Genomic DNA, 24973 nt, shown 5'->3' on the forward strand with positions numbered 1-24973 from the left:
GGTCCTGCATACGGCGCGGGGGGCCGGTTGCCGAATCGGTGATCCGTCCCATTTGGTACCGTCGGATCATGGCTGATGAGTCGGATGCGGGCCAGGTGCCCGCGACGTTGCGGCAGAGGATCGTTCAGGCCGCCGCCGGACTACTGGAGGAAGGCGGGCTGGAGGCGGTCTCGACCCGCGCGGTGGCAACAGCCGCGGGAGTTCCGCCGCCCACCATCTTCCGGACCTTCGGAGACAAGGACGGGCTGCTGGAGGCCGTGGGCGAACACGGTTTCCAGATGTACCTGGACTCCAAGCTGCGGCTCACATCCATCGCGGACCCGGTGGAGCAGTTGCGCGCGGCTTGGGATCTGCAGGTCCAGTTCGGACTGGCACATCCGGTGTACTACACGCTGGTCTACGGCCAGGCGCGCTCCGGCCACCTCCCGCGAGCCGGCCGGCAGGCCGTCGAGGAACTGCGGCGTATGGTGACGCGAGTGGCCGCCGCGGGGCGGCTGCGGATGAGTGTCGAGCGAGCCGCCGATGTCATGCACGCCGTAGGCGTTGGCACGATCATCACGATGATCAGCGTCCCCGAGGAGTCGCGTGATCTCGTGGTGTTCGACGTGGCACGCGAGCTTGTGCTCGGCGCCCTTGTCACCCCGCCCCGTGCAGCTGACGAGGGGAAGTACGAGGGCGACAGCCTCGTAGCGAGCAGCGCGATGGAGCTGCGCGCGGCACTGGGCCCCGGTGCCGTCCACGCCCTCAGCAGGGCGGAGCAGCCCCTGCTCGTCGAGTGGCTCAACCGCCTCGCGGACACCGTGCGGGAGCAGCCGGCCCGGCCGCGTACCTCCCTGGGCCCCGGCGACGGCGGGTGAGACCACCCGCGTCCGGTGTCCGGTTCCGGGCAGTACCCGGTCGGTCCGGGATGACGTCGAGGGTGTAGGGGCGCGGGCCGGTAGGGCCGGGCCGGCTCCGCGGCGGGCGCCCGCCGGTTGTCAGGGGCCGTCGCCCGTGGGCGTGTGCAGCAGAGCGTCAGCCGCCTGTGCGGCCAGCCAGGCCGCGCCGTCCTCCCAGCTCCAGCCGAACCCGCGGACGGTCCGCCATGCCCCCTGACCGAAGTAGAACCAGAGGATCTGCTCGGTCCGGACCGCGTCCGGGCGGACCGCCCGCACAGCCACCAGGTGGTCGGCGACGAGTGCCAGCCGTTCGCGGTAGCGCTCGACGGAATGTTCGGCCGCGGCGGCCACCGCTGGGTCGGTGGTCGCGTTGTCGCGCAGGAAGTTCAGCACACGTTCATGGCGGCGGGTGACCTCGCCGGTTCTCTCGGACGTCAGGCGCAGGATCTCCCGGCCGTCGGTCACGGCCCGCAGAGCGGTGAGGGCGGTCTCGATCTCCTCGTCCTCCGTGCCCTCCCGGGCCAGCGCCTCCACCAGCGCCGGCTTGCCGCCCACACTCGTGTACACGGTGTTCAGCGCGACCCCCGCCCGCTCCGCGATGGCGGAGACCGTGGCCCTCGCGTATCCCCGCTCCACGAACAGCTCCTCCGCGGCCACGAGGACGGCGGAACGTGTCTGACCGGCGGCGATGGTCCGGACCGTGGAACTGTACGTGCGCTTCGTCATCTCACTACTATCACAGGCATCGATTGATATTAATCAGAGTACTATCAATAGATGCTCATTAACCCTGACTCCCCTGTCGACAAGCCCGAGATCCAGCAGATGAAGGTCATCCATCAGGCCATGCGACGGGAGTTCGACCGACTCCCGGGTCTCGTTGCCGGGGTGCCCGCCGCCGACACCGCCCGTGCGCGCCTGCTCGGTGAGCACCTCTCCCTGGTTCTGGGCTTGCTGCACGAGCACCACGAGGCCGAAGACGAACTGCTCTGGCCGATCCTCGTCGAACGTGTCCCGTACGAACGCGACCTGATCGCCACCATGGAGAAGCAGCACACGGCGATCGCCGACGCCGTCGCCGCCGTAGCCGCCCAGTTGCCCGCCTGGACCGCCGAGGCCGACCCCGCGGCCCGGGACCGGCTTGCCGGCGCCCTCCGGGATCTCGGCCCGGCCCTGGCCGAGCACCTGGACCTGGAAGAGGCGGATGTGCTTCCGCTCATCCACGAGCACATCACCGTGGCGGAATGGCTGGCGCCGCAGAAGCACGCCATGAAGAACGGCCCCAGGACGCTGTCCGGCAAGCTGACCCTGGCCGGCATGATCCTGGAGGACGCCACGCCGGGCGAACGCAGCTGGTTCCTCTCGGAGATGCCCGCCCCGGCCCGGCTGCTGTGGCGGACAACGGGTGCCCGCCGGTACGACGACCACGTGCGGCGGGTACGAGCCGGCGCGTCGCGCTGAAGCCCGTGCCGTCATGTCACCGAGCGGGGCCCCAGCATCAGCCGGGAGTGCTCGGTGGCACCGATGCCGTGCTGCGGGGTGTCCTCCACCTGCAGGGCGGTGATCTCGGCCTTCGCCTCACCGGCGACGCGGACGGCGCTGTAGGCGGTCCTCCGCACGGTTCCACCGGTGACGCGGACCTCGGCCCGGTCGCCGACCAGGATGCCGTTGCCCTCCGCGCCCCACACCACGGTGCCGGCGACGACCGCCCGGGGGGAGCCTCGCACCGGCGGCTCCGGCACCGGTCACCTCGTCACCGGTGATGCGCACACCGCCGGTCCTGTCGTCCGCGGCGCGCGGTGCTGCCACGGGCGCCCCAACGGGACCGTCAGCGTCAGCCGGTGGCCCGCTCCGCGGGCCCAGGCAGGCCGCAGCGGCTCGGGAGGAGGGCCGGGCCACCACCCGGGTCACCCGCCTAATTCACCGATATCAGAAATAACGAACCATCGATTCGACTCACTGGTATAGTGAACTGCGGATCGATGGTTCGCGAAGGATTGGATGATCATGTCTGCGCGGAAACCTGCCGGCGATGTCCTCGCCGGCGGCGGCGGAACGGCCGCGTGGCGTGCCCGCCGCGCGTCTGACCGGGAACGCCGAGGTCCGTGTGCTGCTACTGGAGGCCGGTTGGTGGCAGGCCCAGGTCGAGGTCTTCCGGTTCGCGGGCGTCACACCCGACCCCCGCACCCAGCCTTCCCCGGCCGCGGGCACAAGGCCTGGCGACCATGACGTCGGGGCGCTCCCTGATCGCCGGGAGACTCGCGCCTGCAGCGACCACCGTCGGAACCGCCGAAACAGCACGGTCAAGTTACCTATGTGCGACGGCCGCACAGCGACAAAAGTAGGTCGGGCCAGCCCCAGGCCCCAGAAAAAGGATCCGCCCGACATGAGCGCTCACCAATCACGGGTCCACACCCAACGAATGGCATCGCAAAATCATCCCGAGCTGATCTTGGACATCGAGCGCCTGCTGGGCATATCCACCCGGCAGGCGGTCAGGGCCACCTTCCGGTTCGATCCGACGTGCCCCTCGACCGTGTCCGTGGAGTTTCTCGTCGAGGGCGGGCCACGGGTCCGGTGGCGTATCGGGCGCGACCTCATCACGCAGGGGCTGTACTCGGTGAGCGGACTCGGTGACGTCCAGATCTGGCCGACAAGCCTGGGAGAGGGCGCGACCGCATGGCTCCGGCTGGCTTCGGGTGACATGGCAGCCCTGTTCGAGCTGCCCGTGCCACCACTGGAAGAGTGGCTGGAGCACACCTACGAGGTCGTCAACGCGGATCGTGAGCTGGCCGGGATCGACTGGGACCTCGCCGCGAACCTGCTCCGGAGCCCCGGGGTTGACTCCGGCTGACGCGGGACCCGGCCGGGGAGGGCGAGCCCGCCCGACCCAGGCCGACGGTCAGTCCGGGGGCGTCCGGCGCAGCACGTCCCGCAGCGCCACCCGGGAAGCGATGCCGAGCTTCGGGTAGATCTGGTACAGGTGGGCGCCGACGGTGCGGTGCGAGATGAACAGGCGCTCCGCGATCTGCCTGTTCGTCAGACCGGTGGCGGCCAGCTCCGCGATCTCGCGCTCCTGTGCGGTGAGGGCAGCCGTTCCCCCGCCATCGGCGTACGGTACGACCCGGCCCGCCGCCCGCAGTTCCTTGCGTGCGCGCTCGGCCCAGGAGGAGGAGCCCAACTGCTGGAAAGTCTTCAACGCGGCCGTCAGAGGGCCTTCGGATTCGGACAACGCCCTTGCCCTGCGCAGCCGTTCGCCCTGGGCCAGGCGCACCCGCGCCTGGGCGAACGGCCACCGGTCCGTGTCCGGTGCGGCCAGCGCTTCGGTGAACAGGCGGGCCGCCTCGGCGTCGTCCTCCGTCACGAGGGCCTCGGAGCCGGCGGCCAGCAGCCCGAGGCGGGGAGAGAGCCCGGCGACGTTCGTCTCGCGCAGGGCGCGCACGTGTGCGGCCGCCTGCGGGCGCCTGTTGGTGCGCACCGCGGACTCCACCAGGTCGAAGAACACCCAAGTCGCGTGCGCGACGTACGGCGGGAAGCTGCCGGCGGGGCTGACGGCGTTGACGTGGCCGAACGCCGCGTCGAAGTTGCCGCCGGCGATGTCCGCGAGGGCGTGCACCTCCCGGGCGCCGTAGACGGCCTCCCGTAAGCCGCGGGGCACCGCCCAGTTCGTCATCGCGTCCGCGAGTGCGTGTGCGGTCTCGGTGTCGCCCTGGGACGCGGTCACCAGGCCCTTGGAGTACTGGAAGAGCCAGGTGCAGACGGTGTACCCGGACTTCGAGCACAACGTCAGCCCCTCCTCCGACAGTTCCAGGGCCTCGGCCCACCTGCCCCGGTGGTAGTCGTCCAGGCACAGGTGCAGGAGGGCGCCGATGTGCCGGCGGACCGGGCCACCCTCGCGCCCCTGCCGGACCAGCCTCCAGGACGCCTCACGGACCGCCGCCAGCCGGTCCGGGTACAGCGCGGCGGTACCCACCCGGACGACCCGGGCCGGGTCCGTCTCCTTCGTCGCGCCGTCGATGATCTCGTCCAGCTCACGCAGCGTCGCCGCGTCGGCACGGGCAGGGTCACCCCAGGTACGCGCGGCCACCAGCAGCAGCGGCGGCGGGGCGGGGCGCAGCCGGGAGACGGCTGCGTAGTAGGGCGCCCACAGCTCCTCGCGCGCACCGTAGTTGCACAGCAGCAGCAGGAAGTGCAGCGCGTCGTTGAGTGCCGGGTCCTCGGCGTCGTAGCCGTGGTCGCCCTGCTCGATGGCGCCGACCAGCAGGCGGTGCGCCGTCGCGAGGTCCCCGTCGCTGTTCAACACGAGCTGTACCGCGGCGGTCGCGGAGCGAAGGGACGCACCGTGTCCGGGATCCGCGCGCCAGGCGTCCTCCAGCAGCACGGACGCGCCGCGCAGCGCGCCGATCGCCTCGGCGCCGACGTAGGCGGCCTCGGCCAGCCGGCGCGCGCGGTCGGTGTCCAGCGGGCTGAGGTCCGCGGCCCGGGTCAGCGCCGCGATCGCTGCCACGGCGTCGCCGCGGTTGAGAATGCGGTGCGCCGTCCGCTCCAGCAGGAGGGCCACCTCCTCGTCGGGCTGCAGCGTCGCCTCTCCCAGGTGCCAGGCCCGCTGCTCCGGCTTGTCGCCCAGAACCTGTGCCAGGGCGCGGTGGGCCGCGCGCCGGCTACTGCTGGTGGCCGTCTCGACGACGGCCGACATGATCAGCGGGTGCCGGAACACCAGGCGGCGCGAGGACTCGTCCACCCGCACGAGCCCGTCATGCTCCGCGGCGTCGAGATCCCGCAGGTCCGTCTCGCCGTCCATCTCCCGCGCGGCCTTGGACAGCACACCGAGGTCGCCGGTGCCGTCCAGGGTGGCGAGCAGGAGAAGGGTGCGGGTCGCGGCAGGCAGGGACCGGACGCGGGAGCCGAACAGCGACTGCAGGTGTTCACCCAGCGGCAGGACCGCCGGCAGGACCTCCTGGGCGGCGCGCTGTTCCGTGCGCAGCGCGCCGGGCAGTTCGAGCAGTGCCAGCGGATTACCCCGCGCGGCATCCAGCAGGCGCTGGCGCACCGGGTGCGCCAGGTCGGGAAAGCGCAGGTCGACGAGGTGGGCGGCGGCCTGTGCGTCCAGGGCGGGCAGCACGTAGGACGGCACTCCGCTGCCGTCGAAGAAGCTGCCGACACCCGTGCGGGAGGCCGCGAGGAACCGGACGCGGTCACCGGTCGACCGCCGGGCGACGAAGGCGAAGACGGCGGCGCTCGCCCGGTCCACCCACGGCAGGTCGTCCACGACGAGCAGTACCGGGCCGTCCTCGGCTGCTGACCGGAGCAGAGCCAGCGCGGCGTTGCAGACGACCAGACGCTTCGGCGGCGGACCGGATCCGAACCCGAGCGCGACGCTCATGGCCTCTCTGCTGGGGGCGCTGAGCCGGTCGAGGACGCTGTGCAGCGGCAGCAGAATCTGGTTCAGCACCGAGTAACTGACGTCCGCCTCGAACTCGGCACCGGCGGCGCGCAGCACGCGGGTTCCACTCCTTGCGGCCGCCGCGGCCACGGCGTCCAGCAGCGCGGACTTGCCGACGCCGGGATCCCCGGACAGCAGAAGGGCGCCGCCCTCGCGCTGCCCGAGCAGTTCCCGGACGCGGTCGAGGTCGACGTCCCGCCCCACCAAGGAGTCGGCGGAGCCGACGCGCAGCGAGTCACTGGACTCCACGGGCCACCGCCCTCGCCGTACGGCCCGGGGCACGGCGTACAGCGTCGCCCGCCGAGCGCGTGTCCGACGCCATCGAGGCGGCCCTGGGCGGCGACGCGTACGTCGTTCGCGTCCTCGCAAACCGTGCCATCTGCGTTCCTCCATGGGTGCCCGGCCATTGTAGGAGCGCAGTGCCCGTTCCGTGCCGCCGTCAATGCGCGGGAGTCGATCCAGGTGCGACCGGGGACGTCGTGGAGACCGCCGGTGATCGGTGGCCGCAGGGCCGGACCACCCGGGCGTCCGAGGGACCCGGGACGTGTGAGGCGTCCGGAAACCTGCCGACCCGCGGCCCGTGGTCATCAGGGCGCCGACGAGGACGGGGAACGCGGCGGACTCCTCCGCGTCGTCCTGCGTCGCGTCCTGGCCGTCCGGCGACTGTTCGTGGATCGCTCCGATCCGGCACCGTGGGACGGGGATCCCCGATCGCGGATCCCTGACCGTCGTCCTGTGGCCACCCCACCTGGTGAACTGCGGCTGGGAAAGTACCGGGTTCCTGCTCTCCAGTGAACGCCGCTCGACCGGTACTGATGATGGCTCCGAATGGCTCGGAGCACGTCGAGTAGGGCAAGGGCTCTGGTGTGTCTGCTGTCTGACCTGCAATAAAAGGCGGTCGCCGCCAATCTGTGGGCTGCCGCCCGATCGGCAGAGACGTCCGAGGAACGGACGATCCGCGGACGAGATCGTACTCATCCACAGGTGACTCACACGTGTGTCATCGATCACAGAGGTGCCACGGGGTCTCCGTGTGCCGCGGGCAGGGACTCCCCGGCAACACTCGCGACCCTTGACATCGCGTCGCCACAGACATGTTTCCTCCATCGTCTCCGGAGCGACCAGGCTGACGCACCGGCCCGGGTTTCGGCCCGCAGATTCCCGGACGGCGGGTCGCCGAGCGCGACAAGCAGGCCGCCACCGTCCGGAAGGCGGCGACCTGGACCGAGATGGAAGAGCCCGGGCGGCCGTGGGCGAGGGTTGCATCTGTTTCGAGGACGAGGCAGGCTTGACCCGCCGACCGCCCCGAGGACGTACCCGGGGCCGGCGCGGAGTGACCACTCATCCCTCAGGCAAGGCAAGCGCCGGCTTCCGTCGCATACGGGAGTAAGGCTCGGGTGTGTCGGCGAAAGGGCATGGAATAGGTGTCGCGAAGAGCACTCTCGGCGCCGAGAGCCGACGCCGGCGACTGAACCTGTTACGAGGCACGGCACGTGTGATGAGCGGAGTCGGCGCACCGCACTTCGCGACGTGCCGCGCAGCTGACAGCGGACCGCTGGTTCCGTCCGGCCCCCGACAGAGGAGGAAGCAGCCATGAGCCATACGCACCGGACGGTGCTCGTCACGGGCGCGACCGACGGACTCGGCCGGGTCCTCGCCCACGCGCTCGCCGTACACGGCGACACGCTGATCCTGCACGGCCGTAGTGCGCGAAAAGACGCCCGCCACGCACAGTTCGTTCCCCGTGGCGTTACGCCTCCTGTCACGTAAGCACGCATCCCGGGGAAGGAACACCTACGTGAACACCAGCGGACAGCCCCTGACATACGCCGGCTTGAGGGCGGAGCGCCACGGCGAGCCGGACGGCCGCCCGCCGTTCGTCCTGCTGCACGGACTGGGCGGGGACCGAAGCCAGTGGGGCCCGCTGCTGCGGGCACTGGAGGTCTGCGATCCCGGCCGCAGCGTCCTCGCCGTCGACCTGCCCGGCCATGGGCAGTCGCCGCTGCTCGGCCGGCAGGGGCTGGACGACGTCGCGGCGGTCGTGCACCAGGCGGTCGGTGAGGCCGGGTTGGCCGCACCGGTCGTCGTCGGGCATTCCCTCGGCGGTGCGATCGCCACCGCGTATGCAGCGGTGTACCCGGTGCTCGGCGCGGTCAACATCGATCAGCCGCTCTGGGTGGCCGGCTTCGCCGCCATGCTGCGGGACAACGAGCAGCTGCTGCGCGGGCCCGGCTACGGCACCCTCTGGAACCGGCTGGCCGGCGGCATGGGCATCGACGAACTGCCGCCGGACGTCCGCGGCCTGGCCGGGCAGAGCACGGTGCCGGCACAGGAGCTCCTGCTCGGATACTGGGACGAGCTGCTGTCCACCCCGGCGCCCGAACTGCAGGAACGGCACGCCGAGCGCCTCGCGCGGATCGCCGCCGACGGCACCGCCTACCACTACGTCGCCGGTGCGGAGCCCGACCCGGAGTACCGGCGCTGGCTGTGCGCCGCTCTGCCCGAGGCGATCGTCACCGTCCTGCCCAAGGGCGGCCACTTCCCCCACCTCGCCCACCCGGAGCGGCTCGCGCGCCTGCTGGCGTGAGCGCACCGGCCGAGGCCGACCCGGCGCCGCTCGCACGGGTCCGCCCGGCAGCCGGGCGGACGGTGCGTCAGCGGAGATGTGTCACGGGGCGGTGCAGCATGTCCGTTCGTCCGCTCGGCGATGGCTGGGGCGCCTGCCGCTGGCGGGCCGCGGCGCCCACCTGGCCATGTCCGCCGCCGACCTGCTGACGCTCCTGGTCCAGCAGCGAAGCGGCGGTCCGGACCCGCGCGCCCCTGAAGCGGCCCGCGGCATGCTGACGCGGGTCAAGGAGTACGTCCTGCGTCACCTGGCCGACCCCGGCCTCTCCCCTGACGGGATCGCGGCGGCTCACCACGTGTCGGTCCGGTATCTGCACAAGCTCTTCCAGTTCGAGGGCGTCACCCTCACCCGCTGGATCCAGCGCGAACGGCTGCGCATGTGCCGACGCGACCTGTCCCGCGCATCCGGCGCCGCCCCCACGGTCGCGGCAGTCGCGCAGCGCTGGGGGTTCGTCAGTCCTGCCCATTTCAGCCGGGTCTTCCGGGCCGCTTACGGGCTCTCACCGCGCGAATGGCAGGTCGTCGCGCGTACCGGATCCTCTGAACCGCCTGCCGTGGTGGACATGGATGTACGGACCTCGGTCTGAGGGTCCCGCGATGTCCGGCCGGCCGGGCCACGACGTGCACGGGCAGGGTGAAGGCAGTGCACACAGCGTCAAACACGCAGGTCATCGACCCCTAGCGTGAACGTCAGCAATGACGTAACCCCTACTTCCGAGGAACTGCACATGTCCGACGTGACGACACCTGTCCAGCCCGTTCTCGAACCGGAGGCCCTGGCCTTCGCCGAGGCGACCGCCAACCCGCCGTACCTGTTCGACCTGCCTCCTGCCGACGGCCGCAAGGCCGTGGACGAGGTGCAGTCCGGTGAAATCGACAAGCCTGCGGTCGACGAGGAGTGGATCACCGTCACCGGGGGAGCCACCGGCAGCGTCCGTGCCCGGATCGTGCGGCCGGCCGGGGCCACCGGTGTCCTGCCGGTGATCCTCTACATCCACGGCGCGGGCTGGGTGTTCGGCAACTCCCACACCCACGACCGGCTGATTCGCGAACTGGCCGTCGGCGCCCGAGCCGCGGTTGTCTTCCCCGAATACGACCTGTCGCCCGAGGTCCGCTACCCGGTGGCCATCGAGCAGAACTACGCCGTCGCCCGGTGGGTCGTCACCGAGGGGGCCGCCAAGGACCTGGACGGCACTCGGCTGGCGGTGGCCGGCGACTCGGTCGGCGGCAACATGAGCGCCGCGCTGACGCTGATGGCCAAGGAGCGCGGGGATGTACCCCTGGTGCAGCAGGTGCTGTTCTACCCGGTCACCGACGCGAGCTTCGACACCGGTTCGTACCACCAGTTCGCGACCGGCTACTTCCTGCGCCGTGACGGCATGCAGTGGTTCTGGGACCAGTACACGACCGACGAGGGCGAGCGCGCGCAGATCACCGCGTCCCCGCTGCGGGCCACCACCGAGCAGCTCACCGGACTGCCCCCCGCCCTTGTCATCACCGCCGAGGCCGACGTGCTGCGCGACGAGGGCGAGGCCTACGCCGCCAAGCTCCGCGCCGCGGGCGTCGCCGTGACCGCCGTCCGCGTCCAGGGCGTCATCCATGACTTCGTGATGCTCAACGCGCTGCGTTCCACCCACGGCGCCGAGGCCGCCATCACCCTGGCAACGGCCACCTTGCGCACCGCTCTCCACCCGGCCTGACCCCGGCCTGCAGCCCCGATACGTGAGGAACCCCTCGTGACCCAGCCATCCACCACCCCCACCATCGTCCTGGTACACGGCGCGTTCGCCGACGCCTCCAGCTACGCGGCCGTCATCCCGGAGCTGCTGGCCGACGGCTTCGACGTGGTGGCGCCGGCGGTGCCCAACCGCAGCCTCATCGGTGACGCCGCCTATATCGCCTCCGTCGTACGGAACATCCCCGGACCGGTCGTCCTGGTCGGCCACTCCTACGGTGGCGCGGTCATCACCGTGGCCGGTGTCGAGGACAACGTGAAAGCCCTGGTCTACCTCGCCGGCTACGCCCTTGAGCAGGGCGAGAGCCTGGGCGAGCTCCAGGGCCGCTTCCCCGACTCCGACCTGGCCGCCGCACTCGTGTACACCCCCTTCCCGATCGAGGGCTCCGCCGAGGGCGGCACCGACGTGACGGTGGACGCCGGGAAGTTCCCCGCGATCTTCGCCGCCGACGTCGACCCGGAGCTCGCCGCGGTGCTGGCCGTCTCCCAGCGCCCGCTGGCCGCCCAGGCGTTCGCCGACCGGGCACCGGCCGCGGCCTGGGAGACCAAGCCCTCCTGGGGTCTGGTGTCCGCCGCCGACCACACCATCAATCCCGACGTGGAGCGCTACGGCTACCAGCGCGCCGGGATGACCACCGTCGAGGTCGACTCCTCGCACCTGGTCATGCTCGCCCACCCCAAGCGGGTCGCCGACCTGATCCGCGAAGCCGCTCGCACCTCGGCTCACTGACCACAGCGCCCGCCGAAGGCTGCTGCCGCACGGACGGACGGCAGCAGCCGGCAGCGCGTACCCCCGTCCAGGAGATCACATCAGCGGTCAGCCGCTACTGGAGCTGCCAGGTGCCCGCCCGCCGGGCGATGGAGCGCGACGACGCCGGGGTGGCCGGCTGGGTGAAGGAGACCCGGCCGGACGGGGAAGGACCGTGGCGGCGCTCGACGGCCGGCTCGTCTTCGAGGACGAGGCCGGCTTCTCGATGACCCCGCCGACCACCCGCACGTCATCGCGCCGCGGTCACACGCCGGTCCTCCGCGTGAGAGGACGCTCCCGCCGCCGCTTGCCGTTGGCCTCACCACCGGGATGCGCCGCAACATCGCCGAACAACCCTCAGGGCCGGGATGTCAGTGGCCCGTGCAAGGGTGCCCCCATGGACTCTTCAGGAGTGGTCGAGGCATTGTGGGATCGGATCCAGGCGCGCGACTGGTCAGCTGTCGCCGACCTGGTCGCGGAGGACGTCGTGGTCGAGTGGCCGATCAGCGCGGAGCGCATCGTCGGCAACAAGAACTTCGTCGCGGTGAACAGCGAATACCCGGAGGGCTGGTCGATTCGGGTACTGCGGATCGTGGCTGACGGCAACGAGGTGGTCTCCGAGGTCGAGGTCCCGCACGACGAGTTCGGCGTGTTCCGCGCGGCCTCGTTCTGGACCGTCCAGCAGGGACGGATCGTGCGTGGCCGGGAGTATTGGACGAGTGTTGGGGCTGATCCGCGCCCGGAGTGGCGGGCGGCTCTGGTTGAACCCATGTGAAGCGGCTGGGAGCAGGCCGCGCGGACCCAGCTCAGCTTCACAACTCACTCAACCTGCGCGGCCCTTCTCATGTCACGGCCAAATCAGCCGGAACGTCGCCGCGAGCAGCACCAGCCGAAGCGCCGGGCCAGCACGTCCCGACCTCAATTTTCCCCGAGGTCGTAATTCACGGCTCCTCACCGTGTCGTCCCTTGGAACACTTCCCCAGGATGGCTTCGGCGGTCCGCCGGTCCCACAAGGCGCGGATCCGGCGGAGGAGTTCCTCCATGAGTCGGCAGTGTGGAGGCGCCGGCGTACGGCTTCCAGGCCGCCAGCGCGTCGCGCCGCCACTGGACCGGCGACATTCCGTAGGCCTCCCGGAAGACCCGGCTGAAATGGGCGGAACTGGTGAACCCCCAGCGGGCCGCGACGGCGCCGACCGCGCGCCGGGCTGCCTCGGGCCGGGCCAGTTCCTCCCCGGCGGCCGCCAGTCTGCGGGCGCGCACACGGGAGTTGACCGTCATGCCCTGCCGCTGGAAGAGCAGGTGCAGATAGCGCAGGGAGATACCGTGCTGGTCCGCGATGTACTGCGGAGTCAGGTCCGGATCGCCCAGCCGGGACTCGATGAACGCCTCGATCCGGGAGAGCAGGGCCGCCGTCGGTGCCGGCTGCTCCGCCACCCGGTGCAGGGCGAGGACCGCGATCACGTCCGCGGCCGCGCGGGCGAGTTGCTCGCGACGGTCATCGGGAGCGGCCACGGCCTCTTCCGCCAGGCCGGACAGCAGTGGCAGCAACAGCGCTTCCGGGCCGTCCTCGGTATCGTCCAGCGTCGTCGCGGTGAGACGACGCAGTTGCGTCTCCCGCAGACGCAGCAGGGCACGTGGGAGCGTCAGCACCCGGGCGCGCTGGTCGCCGCCGAGCACGAGCCTGAACGGCCGGCTCGCGTCGTAGAAGGCCAGACCGCCGGGGACCAGCCGGGCCGAGCGCCCGTCCTGCAACAGCAATGCGCTGCCGTCGAGCTGATGACGCAGCATCAGCTGGTCACGCCCGTCCGCGGCACCGCTGCGGACCACTTCGGCGGGTCCGGACTCCTCGGTGACGATCCGCAGGGACTCGAAGTGCTCAGCACGCAACGTACCGCTCCACGTCCCCGCGGATTTCACGGTCACGCGGAGGTGGCCGAACGCCCGGGAGAGTGCCGCCTGCCAGGCGGCACTTCGTGCGTGCGGGGGGACGGCCAGGGTGGAGAACGCGAATGCTCCGCTGCCGGTCAGGCGGTCGCCGGCCACGGCTGCTCCCCACCGTCACGCCGGATCCGCTCCTGCCGCAGCCAGTCCGTCGGGGACAGGCCGACGGAGGCACGGAAGACCTTCCCCAACTGGGACGGCCCGCTGAAGCCCCATCGGTGGGCGATCTGCCCGAGGTCGGCGCCGACGTCAACCGTCGTGGCCAGCTCCCGGCGGCACTCCTGGAGCCGCAGGTCGCGGATCCAGCGGCTCACCGTGGTGCCCTCGCCCTCGAAGAGCCGGTGCAGGTACCGGACCGAGATACCGTGGGCCCGGGCGATGGCCTGCGGGCCGAGAGCCGGGTCGGCGAGGTGCCAGCGGATGTGACCCTGCACGCGCAGCAGCAGCACCCGCTCGGCGCCGGGAAGGTCATCGGACGGCTCGTCCAGATCCTCGGCGACGGTGGCTGCCAGCAGGTCGGCGACGGTCGCCCCGAGCCGTTCACCGACCGCGGCGGAGTAGGACTCGGAGGCGTCGGCCAGCCGGGACAGGTACGGGGACAGCAGCGCGGGCAGTCCGCCGCTCGGCCGCAGTGCCCGCCCGGTGAGAGCACACAGGTCCGCCTCACCCCGGCCGAGCATTTCGCGGGGCACGGCGAATATCTTCTGCTGGAAGCGTCCCGGGTAGGTCGTGCGGAACGGCCGGACCGTCTCGAAGAAGCAGATGTCGCCCACCCGCAGTTCGGTCATACGTCCGTCCTGTTCGGCCTGCGTCAGGCCGCTGCCCTGCACCGCGACGAAGACCTGGCTCCCATCGCCGCCGGCAACGTAACGGGGGGATCGGTCGACCCGGCCCGGGTCGCAGTCGACCGTGATGATCTGCAGACCGCCGAGGCGGTCGGTGCGCATCGTGGCGTCGTACGTACCGCCGGGGGCGCTGATGTCCATACCGACCAGAGCGGTGAACACCGCGTCGTGCCAGAACTCCATGCTCTCGTGCAGCGGAACCGAACGGGTGGACAGCACACGTGCCCGCGGCCCTGCACCAGGGCGGTCCCGCCCACTGTTCCCCCCACCAGGGCTGTTCTCTTCTGCCATGGGATCAGCCTGCGCGAACAGCACAACCCGGCTCAATACGTCGGCCGACTGGTCCCCCGCCCAGCAACTGACCCGTACACATCAACTTGGTTCGTTCAGCAGCTTCGCACACAGGAAATCACAGCCCTGACGCACCGCTGCCCGGGTGGGCGGGCTGTCCCGCAGAGCCGCGAGGGAGACGAAGTCATGGATGGTGCCCAGGAAGCGCATCGCGCTCGCCTCGACCCCCGCAGCACGCAGCCGCCGCGCATACTCCTCCCCCTCGTCTCTGGCGACGTCGGCCTCGGCCGTCACCACCAGCGCGGGCGGCAGCCCGGCCAGCTCCGCGCGGGTCGCCCGGAGCGGGGAGGCCGTGGGTAGGCGCATCTGCCGCGGCTTGGCCGCATACTGCTCCCAGTACCCCCGCAGGGCCTCGCGAGTGAGCAGGTAACCGGTGGCGAAGCGCCGTTGGGACTCGCTGTCGCAGCGGGAGTCGGTGAGCGGGTAGTAGAGCACTTGGGCGCGGATCGACGGTCCGCCGCGCCTACGCGCCAGCATCGTCAACGCGGTGGCCAGTGTCGCCCCGGCGCAGTCGCCGGCCACAGCGAGCCGTTCGGGGTCCAGCTGCAGTTCGTCGGCGTGCGCGGCGGTCCAGGCCAGCAGGGCATAGCACTCCTCGAGCGCCACTGGGTAACGGGCCTCCGGGGTGCGGCTGTACTCGGGGACGATCGCCATGGTGCCCAGCTCCCGGACGAACTCGCTGATCAGCCGGACGTGCGTCTGGGCGTCGCCGAGCATCCAGCGGCCGCCGTGGACGTAGAACAGCGCGGGCAGCGGCCCGGTGGTGCCCCGGGGGCGGAAGATCCAGAAGCCGACGAGTCCCGAGGGGCCGACCGGCGCCACGCGGAAGGCGGCGTCCATATCGAAGTCGTCGATCCGGTCGGCCTGGGACTCGCGCAGCGCTTGCCGGCCGAGGACCGGGCCGAGTTCGTCGAGGAACGGCGGCGCGGCCAGGGCGGTCACCAGCCGTTCCACCGCCGGGTCGAGCACGATCCCGCACGGCGAGGGTTCGCCTGCGCCGTCGCAGGAGTCCGACTGCATGGGTGGCCCTCATCTCTCGCTCAGCCCTCGGGCATCTCTTCGTCGCCCCAGCTGCCAGGAGATGACGAATCACCGGCACCTGCGCGTGCCGCACGCTGGCACATCCCTCAGCCGGCGCCGAGTTCGACCTCGGTCAGCAGGCTCCGGAGCTGGTGGCGGCGGCTCACTCCGAGCTTGGGATAGATGTTGTACAGGTGCGTTCCCACAGTACGCGGCGACAGATAGAGCCTCTCCCCGATCTCCCGGTTCGACAGACCGCCGGCTGCCAGTGTGACGATCTGCCGCTGCTGTGCGGTCAGTTCCGCCAGCGCGCCTTCGGGTTCCGCGGCGGCACCGACTCCACTCGCCCGTAGCTCCGCACGGACGGCCGCGGCCAGGGGTACGGCACCGAGTCCTTCTGCCAGCTGCAGAGCCGCGGTGAACTGCTCCCGCGCCTCCAGCGGGCGGCGGGCGCGGCGCAGCCAGATCCCGTAGCCGAGGCGTGCCCTGGAGCGTTCCCACGGCCAGCGCTCGCCCTCGGGGTTAACCACGGCGAGCTGGAAATGCTCCTCAGGGTCGCCGTCCGGCTCCAGCAACGCGGCGGCATGGTGCAGCAGCCGCGTCATCCGGGCCGTCGGCCGCTCGCCCTGCTGGTCGCGGACCTGGACGAGCACCCGCGCCGCGTCCGCCAGCCGACCCGTGCGCAGAGCCACGGAGGCGAGGTCGGCCACCGAGATCGGCGACAGGAACGGATGCAGCGGCGAGCCGTCCGCGTCGAAGAGCATCCGGAATTCGCGGTAGGCACTGGACCAGTCGCCGTGGACCACCGCCGCCAGTGCCCGGGCACGGAGGATGCGGGCGTGCGTAGCCCGGTTCTCCGCCAGGTCGAGAGCACGCCAGTTCGCCTCCGTTCCGGACGACGGCAGGATGGCCTGACCGCGCAATGCGGACAAGGTCAGCGTCAGCGCGTCGAGGTCGGCCCGGACCCGGGACTGGCCGAGTACGGCGGCATCGCCGCTTCCCTCCCTGAGCAGCGTCTCGGCTTCCGCCCACAAGCCCGTCGCCAGCAGCGTGTCCGCCATCGGCGCCAGGGACCATGCGCGCAGGCCGAGGGCCTGACGGGCGCGCAACTGGGCGTCGGCCTTGCGGTACTGCCGCAAGCAGGTGTCCGGCTCGTCCGCCCGATAGGCCACCCACGCCACGGCGAGCCGTCTGACCAACTGGTCAGGAGTATCCGGGAGCGGCCCGAGGCGAGGAGGATCGAGCCTGCGCAGCAGCCGGGTGGCCGAGCTGTCGGGCGTCGCCACCACGGACACGCAAGCGTGCAGGGCCGACGCCGCCTCAGACGTGCCGAGCCGGGACAGCGGCCCGGCGCCGCGGACCGGGGGCCGGGCTTCGTGGTCGGTTCGCGCGAACAGCGCCCTCATGTGGCCGCGGTGCTCCGGCCGCGCGGACTGATCGGTGACCGCCGCGCCCACCAGGGCCAGCGCGAGCGCTTCGGAGCCGCCATCGGGGCATGCCCGCTCACTGACGTCGAGCAGCAGGTCGAGGGCCTCCTGCTGGAGTGAGGACAGCGAAAGTGCGGTGCTCATGACGGCGGCGGCCACGCAGGCCTGCCCGGCGTCGCCACCGGACCGGGTGAAGTCACGGTAGAGGTCGGTCACCCAGTCGGCGTCCCCGACCAGGTGGGCGGCGGACAGCGCCTCGGCCAGCCGGCGCGCGCGGTCGCGGGCGTCGGGGCTGAGTCGGGCGGCCTCTTCCAGGGCGGCCGCCGCGGTGAACGCGTTCTGCGAGTCCCGGGCAGCCGCTTCGAGCGCGCCGGCGATCGACTCGTCGGGGCCTAGTGCGGCAGCTGCCAGGTAGCGGGCACGGGACGCCGGTGCGACGGCCGCCTCCGCCAGGTTCAGATAGGCCGCGCGACGCGACTGAGCCGGCTGGCGCGCGCCGACGGCGCGGCGCATCAACGGGTGCCGGAACCAGACTCTCCGGTCTGTCACGGTGACGATGCCCGCGGCCTCGGCGGGAGCCCACACGCCCAGGTCCTGGGCGCCCGCCGCGGTCGTGACAGTGGCCACGTCCTCCCCCAGGTCCGCGATCGCCGCGTGCAGCAGCGCGCCTTGCGTACCGGCGGGCAGGGCGGCGAGCACGTCCTCGACCCCGTGCCGGGGCAGCGGATGCCGGGGCCGCCGGTTCCCCGGCAGCATCCGTTCGACGTCCGGCTGCGCGAGTCGGCACAATTCCAGCAGGGCAAGCGGATTCCCCTGCGCCTCCCCCAGCAGTTCCAGCCTGCGCCGGCCCCTGGGCGCACCGGGCTGCGCGTCCAGGAGCGCGGCAGCCGCCCCCGGGCTGAGCGGCGGGAGGTGCATCACGCCGACTTCCGTCGGCAGCCCGGTCGGAGCGGCCTCACCGCGAGCGGCAAGAAGCACCGACACCCCGTCGCCCAGATGGCGCAGGACCGTACCGATCAGGTCCACGGAGGCGCGGTCACAGTCCTGCACATCGTCCACCGTCACCAGAACGGGCCTGTCGGCGGCAAGGTGCCGGAGCAGGAGCAGCACCGCCCCCTGCACGGCCGGCGGGTCGGGCAGTGACGGCCCCGGCGTCCCGGTGACCACCGCGCCCAGCACCTGCTGGTGCAGCTCCGGCAGGACGCCGATCTCCTCGGCGATGGAGGCGAGCAACTGGCACACGCCGGCGTAGGGCCGTTCCCGGTCCCCGGCCCACCCGTGCGCGGACAGCACCAGCGCGCCCCGGCGGCCTGCCTGCTCCCGGGCGGCACGCAGCAGCCGCGTCCTGCCGATCCCCTCTTCGCCGAGCAGCAGCAGACCCCGGGGCGACGCGCCCTGCACCGGCCCGGAGCCGCGAAGAATCCGTTCGAGTTCGGTGTCCCGGCCGACCAGCCCGTGGCCCGCCTCCTCGTCCCACTCACAGGGTCCGACTGCCACGCCCCCGCCCGCCCTGCCTGCTGCCTCGATCATCATTCGCGCACCCCCGGACACTGCACTCGTACGTCCCGGCGGACACCGGCACACTGCACAACGATCTTCACGGCGCCCGGGGTGTAGTGCATCTGTCGAATGACCAGTCGTCCGCGACGACTCGCTGACCTGGCAGAATGACCACATCGGATCAGGCGCCAGAGATGAGGAAGCCCGTGCATCCCCCTGCCGCACCCCCGCCTCCACCGCAGATCGTGGGGAGGGACCGGGAAATGGCCGCTATGCGCCGGCTCCTGGAGGCCGCGGACGGCGAGGGCCAGAAGGTCCTGGTGCTCACCGGTGAGCCGGGCGCCGGAAAGAGCACCCTGGTCGACTGGGCGGCCACCGAGGCCGGGGGCCGGGACCTGCGGACGCTGCGGGTCCGCGGCAGTGAGGGCGAGTCCGGCCTGTGTCTGGCGGGGGCGCACCAGCTGCTGCGCCCGCTGCTGAGCGGCGTGGACGAACTGCCGGAGCGGCAGCGTGCCGCGCTACGGAGCGCATTCGGCCTGGGGAAGGCCTTCGACGCGGAGGCGGCCGACCCGTTCCTGCTCCACCTCGGGGTGCTCACGCTGCTCTCCGACGCCGCTACCCGGCAGCCGCTGCTGCTCCTGGTGGACGACGCCCAGTGGCTGGACCTCGCGACCCTCGACCTCCTTGCCTTCGTCGCCCGCCGTCTTGACAGTGAGCGGGCGGCACTGCTGCTGGCGGCCCGCGAGGAGTCGGTCCCGTCGCGCTTCGACCGCGACTTCCCGCACCTGTCCGCCGGAGCGCTGGGGCGGACGCCGGCGGTGCAGCTGCTCGACGCCCAGCCCGAACCGCCCCGGGGTCGTGCCCGCGTACACATCCTGGAGCAGGCCGCAGGGAACCCGCTGGCCCTGATCGAACTGAGCCGTGCACACGCGCAGGGCAGAACCGCGCCCGCCGGTCCGGCCACCCTGCCGCTCACCAGCCGCCTGGAACGCCTCTTCGCCGCCGACCTGCCCGGGCTTCCCCCCGACACCCGGCAGGCGCTACTGCTGGTGGCCGCCTCGGGTACCACCCGGCTGTCGGACGTCCTGCGGGCCGCGCCGGATCTCGACGGGGTACGGGTCCTGCTGCCGGCCGAACAGGCGGGTCTGGTCCGGGTCGCGGACGGCCAGGTCGCAGCGCGCCATCCACTCGTACTCTCCGCCGTCTACCAGGCGGCCACCTTCGCCGAGCGCCACGCCGCGCACCTCGCCCTGGCAAACGTGCTGGTCCAAGAGCCGGACCGCCGCGCCTGGCAGCTGTCCGCCGCCACGATGGAACCGAATCAGGAGGTCGCCGACGCGCTCGCCGAGAGCGCCGGGCGGTCCCGCGACCGTGGCGGCCACGCCGCCGCGGCCACGGCCCTGGAACGCGCGGCAGAGCTCAGCCCCGACCCCGACCAGCACGCCGGGAGGCTGCTCGCGGCGGCACGGTCCGCCATGTACGCAGGCCACCCGCAGTGGGTCAGCGACCTCACAGGCCGGGTCGCCGACCTCACCGAGGACCCCCGGCTCCGGGCCGAGGCGTCGCTGTGGCGCGGCTGGGCGCTGGGGGTCACCCTCGCGCACGATGAGGCGATATCGGTCCTGCTCCCCGTCGCCGAGACCATGGCCGGCCCGGCACCGGCCCTGGCCCTCGGCGCTCTCAGTACGGCGGCCACCTCCGCCTACAACTCGGGAGACCCCTACTACCACGGCGAGTTCGACCGCATCGCCGGGCGAATCGACCAAGAGCAGGCCGCCATCGACGCGGCCTGGAGCCATGCCGCACTCCATCCGCACACCCAGCACGCCGACGCGCTCTCCCGACTGCGCCGCGCGCAGGGGGCCATGGCGAAGGACTCCCTCAGCGAACTCGCCCAACTGGGCGCCACCGCGTGGGTCCTGGACGAGACGGAACTGGCCGTACGCCTGCTCGGTCAGGCGATGGACCACCTGCGCCGCACCGGAACCGCCGGCACCAATGCGACCGTGGCCCAGGCCGTGGCCTTCACCCAGTTCGAGACCGGCGCGTGGAGTGCCGCGCAGGCCACCGCCGAGGACGCCTTCTGGATGGCCGCGGAAGCGGGAGCCGACAATGTCACCGTCGGCGCGTTGCTGTTGCAGGCCACCCTGCGCGCCCTACGCGGAGACCACGAGGACGCACGCGCGCTGGCGCAACAAGCCGTCCACGGCATCGACCTGCGCAAGTCCCGCAGCCTCAACGTGCGCTACCGGCACGCGCTCGGCCTGGCAGCCGCCGTCGCAGGCGACAACGACACCGCCTACGACCTGCTGCGCCAGACGTTCACTCACGACTTCCGCCCGCTTCCCGTGCACTACCACGCATCCCTGTACTACCTCGGCGACCTCGCCGCGGCCGGCGTCCGGGCCGGCCGGGCGGACGACGCCCGGGCCGTACTGGAATCAGCCCGGGAAGGGCTCGGCGCCGCAGTGTCCCCCCGCCTGCACGCCGTCGTCCAGCGGGCCGCCGCGCTGCTCAGTGGCTCGGACGACGCGGAGCGGCACTTCCTTGCCGCCGTGACCGATCCGGCCTGCGCACGCTGGCCGTTCGAACTCGCCCTCACCCGTCTCGACTACGGCGAGTGGCTGCGCCGCCGGCGCCGGGCCGCGGAAGCCCGCCCGTTGCTGGGCGGTGCCCTGGAGATCTTCCAGCGACTCGGTGCCCAGCCGTGGACCGCACGTGCCTCAGCCGAGCTCCGCGCCGCGGGCGCGCCCATGCCGGCGCCGGCCGCGAGCCCCACCGCCGACCTCACACCCCAGGAACAGCAGATCGCGGAACTGGCCGCGCAGGGCATGACCAACCGGGACATCGCCGCGCAGCTCTACCTCTCGCCTCGGACCGTCGGCTACCACCTGCACAAGATCTTCCCCAAACTCGGCATCAGGTCCAGGACCCAGCTGCGGGACGCCCTCTCCCCCGACGCCCGGCAACCGCCGCGGTGAACGCCGCACTGTGAGCGTGTCGGGCGTCCGGTTCGTCCGGGCGGAATAGCGGCGGGGGCCTCCCGGTTACACCGCCGCCGGGGAGAGGTACAGGCCCCGGCGAGCCTCAACCACCCCGGACGGGAGAACCACCGTGACCACCAGGTTCAACAGCCACCGTCCCGACGGCGAGCCCACGGCGGACCGTTGGGCGAGTGCTCTGCACCTCTTCGACGACGTCGGCGGCAGCGCGACCGTGGTGCGCGAACAGACCGCGGCGGAGCGCTGGGAGCTCGCCGAGTTGCTCTTCGAGGAGAAAGGTTACGTGGAAGCGGCGAACCTCCTCACCGGCATCGTCGCCGAATTCCCGGAGCACGTGGCGGCGCGGCTGCTACTGGCGCGGGCCTACTACCACTCGGCCCAGTTGCGGCGTGCCGAGGCAGAGCTGCGCGTGATCATCGACCGGGATCCGGTCGAACACTACGCGCATCTGATGCTGGGCCGCACTCTGGAGCGCCAGGGCCGCAAGCAGGAGGCCGCCCCATGGCTGCGCATGGCAGGCGCGCTCTCCGGCGACGCCACCCCGAACTGAGCCCGGCCGGGCCTGCGCCGTGGCGGCGGCCGGGCCAGGCGGTGACCCCGCCACCCGGTCAGCGGCGGCCGCTTGTCGAACCGGGTGGCAACGGCGCGGTTCCTCTTCAATCGGTTGATGCCGCACTCGACCGCGTGCCGGGCCTTGGTCTCGCGGTCGAGAGCCGGAGGCCGGCCCCCGCCCTTCCGCGCCGTTAGCGGTGCTCGACCTGGTCGGCCGGTTCCGCGATCGTGCACCGAATTCCCCGCCTGCGCCGGTAGGCCTGGTGCGCGCGGGATGAAGACGCCTTGCCGCCCCGTACACGCACCGGTCGCACCTGCGGACGGTCATCTCCTTTCCAGATGACCGTTGTCTCTGATCATCGCTGTCAGAGGGGAAGCATGGAGTACCCGAAGAGCGCTGGTACCCGTGCGAGCGCCGAAGCAGCCGCTCGACCACCACGGAGCCCCATCAGGGAAGGCGCACATGTCCACCGACTCCCGCTCCACCCGTACGACCAGCCCGACCGCACCGGGCACCCCGTCGCCCAGGGCCGCCTCCGGCGTGCCCGGGTGGCTGGTGGCGCTCCTGGCGGTCGCCTCCGGAATGACGGTCGCCAACCTCTACTACGCCCAGCCCCTGCTGTCGTCACTGAGCGACGTCTTCCACACCAGCACCGCCACGGCCGGCGCGCTGATCACGATCACTCAGATCGGCTATGTGGTGGGCATGCTCTTCCTCGTCCCGCTGGGTGACCGGATCGAGAAGCGCCGCCTCGTGACCACCCTGCTGGCAGTCACCACGCTCGCCCTGGTTGCGGCCGGTGCGGCGACCAGCTTCCCGATGCTCCTGATCGCCTCCCTGATCAGCGGGGCCACCTCGGTGGTCGCCCAGATCCTGGTCCCCTTCGCCGCCAGTCTGGCCCCCGACCACGCCAGGGGCCGGATCGTCGGCCGGGTGATGAGCGGACTGCTCACCGGCATCCTGCTGTCCCGCACGCTCAGCAGCCTGGTCTCCGGCATCGCCGGCTGGCGCGTCGTCTACCTGGGCTCCGCGGTCCTGATGGCGCTACTCGCCCTGGGCCTGCACCTGGCCCTGCCGGAACATGCCCCGACCACCACCGCCCCTTACCACCATGTGCTCCGCTCCACCCTCCAGTTGGTGCGCACCCATCCGGCGCTGGTACGCCGGGGGCTGTACCAGGCGGCGATGTTCGGCGTGTTCAGCGCCTTCTGGACCACCGTGTCGTTCGTCCTCACCGGCCCCGGATTCCACTACTCCGCGTTGGGCGTCGGGATCTTCGCCCTGGTCGGCGCAGCGGGTGCCGCCGTGGCACCGCTGGCCGGCCACTGGGCCGACCGCGAACTGGTACGGCCGATCACCGGTGCCGCCTTGGCCGTCGCGGCGCTCGCCGCCGCGCTGGCCGGCTTCGGCAAGCACAGCATCGTGCTCCTCGCGCTGGCCGCGGTCCTGCTGGACATGGCCGTGCAGACCACCCTCATCCTCGGCCAGCACACCGTCTACCGGCTGGACCCGGCTGCCCGCGCACGCCTCAACAGCTCCTTCATCGCCATCTTCTTCCTCGGCGGCGCGATCGGGTCGCAGCTCGGGTCGGTCGCCTACCACGCCGGGGGCTGGACCGCGGTGACCGCTCTCGGCGCTGCCCTGCCCGTCGCGGCCCTGCTCTACTGGACCACGGAGCGCCGATCCGCGGGCCCCGCCGCAAGCTGACGGCGCGCGCCGGTCGCACACCACGAGCGCCGGCGCTCGTGGTGTGCCGCCGCAAGCGGTCAGGTGATGTGCCGCAGCAGCGCGGCAACCGCCGGAGGTGCCTCTCCGCCGGGACGCGCTACCAGGACGTTCCAACGCGGCGGATTCCGGGCGAACCGGCGCAGGACCAGGTCGGGGAAGCGGCCGGCGATGGACTCCGGCATGACGCAGACCCCGAGGTCGTGCCGGACCAGTTCGGAGGCCGCGACGATGTCGTTGACCTCGAAGGCGACGCTGCGCTCGACCGCGGCGGCCCGGAAGACCCGGTCCACCGCGGAGCGGATCGCCCAGCCGGGCGTGAAGTCGACGAACGGCATCCGGGCGATCTCGGCGAAGGTGACCCGGTCGTCCTGGGCGAAGGCACGGGAGAGCGACGCCGCCACCACCATCTCCTCACGTGCCAGCAGTCGGGTCTCCAGCCCGCGCTGCTGCTGGCGGTCGAAGGCGACCACCGCGAGGTCCACCGATCCGTCGCGTAGCGCCTCCCGGATGTCGGCGACCGCCGCCTGCCGCAGCCGGACCACCACACCGGGGTGTTCGGCCCGCAGCGCGGCCAGCGCATGGTGCAGACCGGCCCAGACACCTTGCATGGTGCCGACCGTGACCTGCCCTCGCAGCTCGCCTCGTACGAGGTCGACCGCCGCCCTGGCCTGGTCCGCCGCCCGCAGCGCCGCGCGGGCAGCCGGCACGAACGCCTCACCGGCCGCGGTCAGGGAGACCCGGTGCGTGGTGCGGTCGAACAGCTGGGTCCCCAACTCCTTCTCAAGCGCGCGCACCGTACCGGACACCGCCGACTGCACGACATGCAGACGCCGTGCCGCCGCCGTGAACCGTCCTTCCTCGGCGACGGCGACGACAACCTCCATCTGACGCAGATCCATATCCACTCCCGAAGGCGAGCCGGACGGCCATCCCCTGTGGAGATCCGCCCCGGGCGTGATCATCGCATCCGATACGCGGGGAAGGACATCGACGCGGTCGAACGGGCGATCCGGCACCGATCTGACGGCCTCCCGCGACGAGCGCGTCGGAGTTCCACCGCGGAAGCCGTCACGGCGGAAGTCCTCGTTCCCGCCCGCCGATCCGTTTGGCTCCGGCGGACCATATCGACGTGCCGAAAGCATCTCTCGCGACGCTGAGGACATCTGTGCCCGGCGAC

The 24973-nt window shown here is 71.9% G+C and carries 19 protein-coding genes and 2 pseudogenes; 13 read left to right on the forward strand and 8 right to left on the reverse strand.

Features of this window, described 5'->3' with window-relative positions; genetic code table 11:
* The first annotated feature begins 68 nt into the window (after positions 1-68).
* Positions 69-857, forward strand: coding sequence for a TetR/AcrR family transcriptional regulator (locus NFU81_RS30035; protein WP_251496694.1), 789 nt, complete (start codon positions 69-71; stop codon positions 855-857).
* Positions 858-977: 120 nt separating this feature from the next.
* On the opposite strand, the gene NFU81_RS30040 is transcribed toward NFU81_RS30035, so the two are convergent.
* The gene (locus NFU81_RS30040) at positions 978-1604 is read right to left on the reverse strand and encodes a TetR/AcrR family transcriptional regulator (RefSeq protein WP_251496697.1); all 627 of its coding nucleotides are present in this window, start codon (positions 1602-1604) and stop codon (positions 978-980) included.
* 51 nt (positions 1605-1655) lie between these two features.
* Between NFU81_RS30040 and NFU81_RS30045 the strand changes: the two genes are divergently transcribed.
* The gene (locus tag NFU81_RS30045; protein WP_251496702.1) at positions 1656-2339 is read left to right on the forward strand and encodes a hemerythrin domain-containing protein; all 684 of its coding nucleotides are present in this window, start codon (positions 1656-1658) and stop codon (positions 2337-2339) included.
* 11 nt (positions 2340-2350) lie between these two features.
* Here the strand turns inward: NFU81_RS30045 and NFU81_RS30050 are convergent, their stop codons facing one another.
* On the reverse strand, positions 2351-2605 hold the full coding sequence (locus tag NFU81_RS30050; RefSeq protein WP_251496704.1) for a hypothetical protein: 255 nt from the start codon (positions 2603-2605) through the stop codon (positions 2351-2353).
* A gap of 659 nt (positions 2606-3264) precedes the next feature.
* On the opposite strand from NFU81_RS30050, the gene NFU81_RS30055 reads away from it, so the two are divergent.
* On the forward strand, positions 3265-3732 hold the full coding sequence (locus NFU81_RS30055; protein ID WP_251496706.1) for an SsgA family sporulation/cell division regulator: 468 nt from the start codon (positions 3265-3267) through the stop codon (positions 3730-3732).
* A 48-nt stretch (positions 3733-3780) separates the two neighbouring features.
* On the opposite strand, the gene NFU81_RS30060 is transcribed toward NFU81_RS30055, so the two are convergent.
* Positions 3781-6570 (reverse strand): AAA family ATPase, encoded by a 2790-nt coding sequence (locus NFU81_RS30060; protein ID WP_251496709.1) that lies wholly within the window; start codon positions 6568-6570, stop codon positions 3781-3783.
* A 1344-nt stretch (positions 6571-7914) separates the two neighbouring features.
* Here NFU81_RS30060 and NFU81_RS30065 point away from each other — a divergent pair.
* The 7 genes and pseudogenes from NFU81_RS30065 (at position 7915) to NFU81_RS30090 (ending at position 12204) form a co-directional block, all read left to right on the forward strand.
* On the forward strand, positions 7915-8091 hold the full coding sequence (locus NFU81_RS30065; protein WP_251496711.1) for a KR domain-containing protein: 177 nt from the start codon (positions 7915-7917) through the stop codon (positions 8089-8091).
* Between the two features lie 28 nt (positions 8092-8119).
* Positions 8120-8908 (forward strand): alpha/beta fold hydrolase, encoded by a 789-nt coding sequence (locus tag NFU81_RS30070; protein ID WP_251496714.1) that lies wholly within the window; start codon positions 8120-8122, stop codon positions 8906-8908.
* 280 nt (positions 8909-9188) lie between these two features.
* Positions 9189-9533 (forward strand): annotated as a pseudogene (locus NFU81_RS41400) (helix-turn-helix transcriptional regulator); the annotation flags it as partial.
* A 141-nt stretch (positions 9534-9674) separates the two neighbouring features.
* On the forward strand, positions 9675-10646 hold the full coding sequence (locus NFU81_RS30080) for an alpha/beta hydrolase (protein ID WP_251496716.1): 972 nt from the start codon (positions 9675-9677) through the stop codon (positions 10644-10646).
* Positions 10647-10682: 36 nt separating this feature from the next.
* Positions 10683-11411 carry an alpha/beta fold hydrolase gene (locus NFU81_RS30085; protein WP_251496719.1) on the forward strand — a complete coding sequence of 243 codons (729 nt, stop codon included), beginning with the start codon at positions 10683-10685 and terminating at the stop codon, positions 11409-11411.
* 98 nt (positions 11412-11509) lie between these two features.
* Positions 11510-11751, forward strand: a pseudogene (locus NFU81_RS41405) (IS630 family transposase); the annotation flags it as partial.
* Positions 11752-11826: 75 nt separating this feature from the next.
* On the forward strand, positions 11827-12204 hold the full coding sequence (locus tag NFU81_RS30090; protein ID WP_422665324.1) for a nuclear transport factor 2 family protein: 378 nt from the start codon (positions 11827-11829) through the stop codon (positions 12202-12204).
* 176 nt (positions 12205-12380) lie between these two features.
* Here NFU81_RS30090 and NFU81_RS30095 read toward each other — a convergent pair whose 3' ends face one another.
* The 4 genes from NFU81_RS30095 to NFU81_RS30110 all read right to left on the reverse strand — a co-directional run bounded on the left by NFU81_RS30095 (position 12381) and on the right by NFU81_RS30110 (position 18510).
* Complete coding sequence (locus NFU81_RS30095; protein ID WP_251496721.1) at positions 12381-13472, reverse strand: AraC-like ligand-binding domain-containing protein; 1092 nt, start codon at positions 13470-13472, stop codon at positions 12381-12383.
* Positions 13454-14434: an AraC-like ligand-binding domain-containing protein gene (locus tag NFU81_RS30100; RefSeq protein ID WP_251496724.1), complete on the reverse strand. Its 981-nt coding sequence runs from the start codon at positions 14432-14434 to the stop codon at positions 13454-13456. The genes NFU81_RS30095 and NFU81_RS30100 overlap by 19 nt, the downstream gene beginning before the upstream one ends.
* A gap of 153 nt (positions 14435-14587) precedes the next feature.
* Entirely contained in the window at positions 14588-15586 is a 999-nt protein-coding gene (locus NFU81_RS30105) for an alpha/beta hydrolase (protein WP_251496727.1), read from the reverse strand.
* A 107-nt stretch (positions 15587-15693) separates the two neighbouring features.
* Positions 15694-18510 carry a helix-turn-helix transcriptional regulator gene (locus tag NFU81_RS30110; RefSeq protein WP_251496729.1) on the reverse strand — a complete coding sequence of 939 codons (2817 nt, stop codon included), beginning with the start codon at positions 18508-18510 and terminating at the stop codon, positions 15694-15696.
* A 197-nt stretch (positions 18511-18707) separates the two neighbouring features.
* On the opposite strand from NFU81_RS30110, the gene NFU81_RS30115 reads away from it, so the two are divergent.
* From NFU81_RS30115 to NFU81_RS30130, 3 genes are all read left to right on the forward strand, one after another.
* Positions 18708-21494, forward strand: a complete 2787-nt coding sequence (locus NFU81_RS30115; protein ID WP_274037746.1) for a helix-turn-helix transcriptional regulator — start codon at positions 18708-18710, stop codon at positions 21492-21494.
* A 133-nt stretch (positions 21495-21627) separates the two neighbouring features.
* Positions 21628-22065: a tetratricopeptide repeat protein gene (locus NFU81_RS30120; protein ID WP_251496735.1), complete on the forward strand. Its 438-nt coding sequence runs from the start codon at positions 21628-21630 to the stop codon at positions 22063-22065.
* 465 nt (positions 22066-22530) lie between these two features.
* The gene (locus NFU81_RS30130) at positions 22531-23775 is read left to right on the forward strand and encodes an MFS transporter (RefSeq protein ID WP_251496738.1); all 1245 of its coding nucleotides are present in this window, start codon (positions 22531-22533) and stop codon (positions 23773-23775) included.
* Positions 23776-23834: 59 nt separating this feature from the next.
* Here NFU81_RS30130 and NFU81_RS30135 read toward each other — a convergent pair whose 3' ends face one another.
* Positions 23835-24695 carry a LysR family transcriptional regulator gene (locus NFU81_RS30135; protein WP_251496741.1) on the reverse strand — a complete coding sequence of 287 codons (861 nt, stop codon included), beginning with the start codon at positions 24693-24695 and terminating at the stop codon, positions 23835-23837.
* Positions 24696-24973 lie beyond the last annotated feature (278 nt).

The sequence above is a fragment of the Actinacidiphila cocklensis genome (genome assembly GCF_907177275.1).
Taxonomy (GTDB): Bacteria; Actinomycetota; Actinomycetes; order Streptomycetales; family Streptomycetaceae; genus Actinacidiphila; species Actinacidiphila cocklensis.

Excerpts from the sequence above, each read along its gene's own strand:
- NFU81_RS30035 (WP_251496694.1), top strand. The coding sequence starts at position 69 with ATGGCTGATGAGTCGGATGCGGGCCAGGTGCCCGCGACGTTGCGGCAG.
- NFU81_RS30040 (WP_251496697.1), bottom strand. The coding sequence starts at position 1,604 with ATGACGAAGCGCACGTACAGTTCCACGGTCCGGACCATCGCCGCCGGT.
- NFU81_RS30045 (WP_251496702.1), top strand. The coding sequence starts at position 1,656 with ATGCTCATTAACCCTGACTCCCCTGTCGACAAGCCCGAGATCCAGCAG.
- NFU81_RS30055 (WP_251496706.1), top strand. The coding sequence starts at position 3,265 with ATGAGCGCTCACCAATCACGGGTCCACACCCAACGAATGGCATCGCAA.
- NFU81_RS30065 (WP_251496711.1), top strand. The coding sequence starts at position 7,915 with ATGAGCCATACGCACCGGACGGTGCTCGTCACGGGCGCGACCGACGGA.
- NFU81_RS30080 (WP_251496716.1), top strand. The coding sequence starts at position 9,675 with ATGTCCGACGTGACGACACCTGTCCAGCCCGTTCTCGAACCGGAGGCC.
- NFU81_RS30090 (WP_422665324.1), top strand. The coding sequence starts at position 11,827 with ATGGACTCTTCAGGAGTGGTCGAGGCATTGTGGGATCGGATCCAGGCG.
- NFU81_RS30105 (WP_251496727.1), bottom strand. The coding sequence starts at position 15,586 with ATGCAGTCGGACTCCTGCGACGGCGCAGGCGAACCCTCGCCGTGCGGG.
- NFU81_RS30115 (WP_274037746.1), top strand. The coding sequence starts at position 18,708 with ATGAGGAAGCCCGTGCATCCCCCTGCCGCACCCCCGCCTCCACCGCAG.
- NFU81_RS30130 (WP_251496738.1), top strand. The coding sequence starts at position 22,531 with ATGTCCACCGACTCCCGCTCCACCCGTACGACCAGCCCGACCGCACCG.
- NFU81_RS30135 (WP_251496741.1), bottom strand. The coding sequence starts at position 24,695 with ATGGATCTGCGTCAGATGGAGGTTGTCGTCGCCGTCGCCGAGGAAGGA.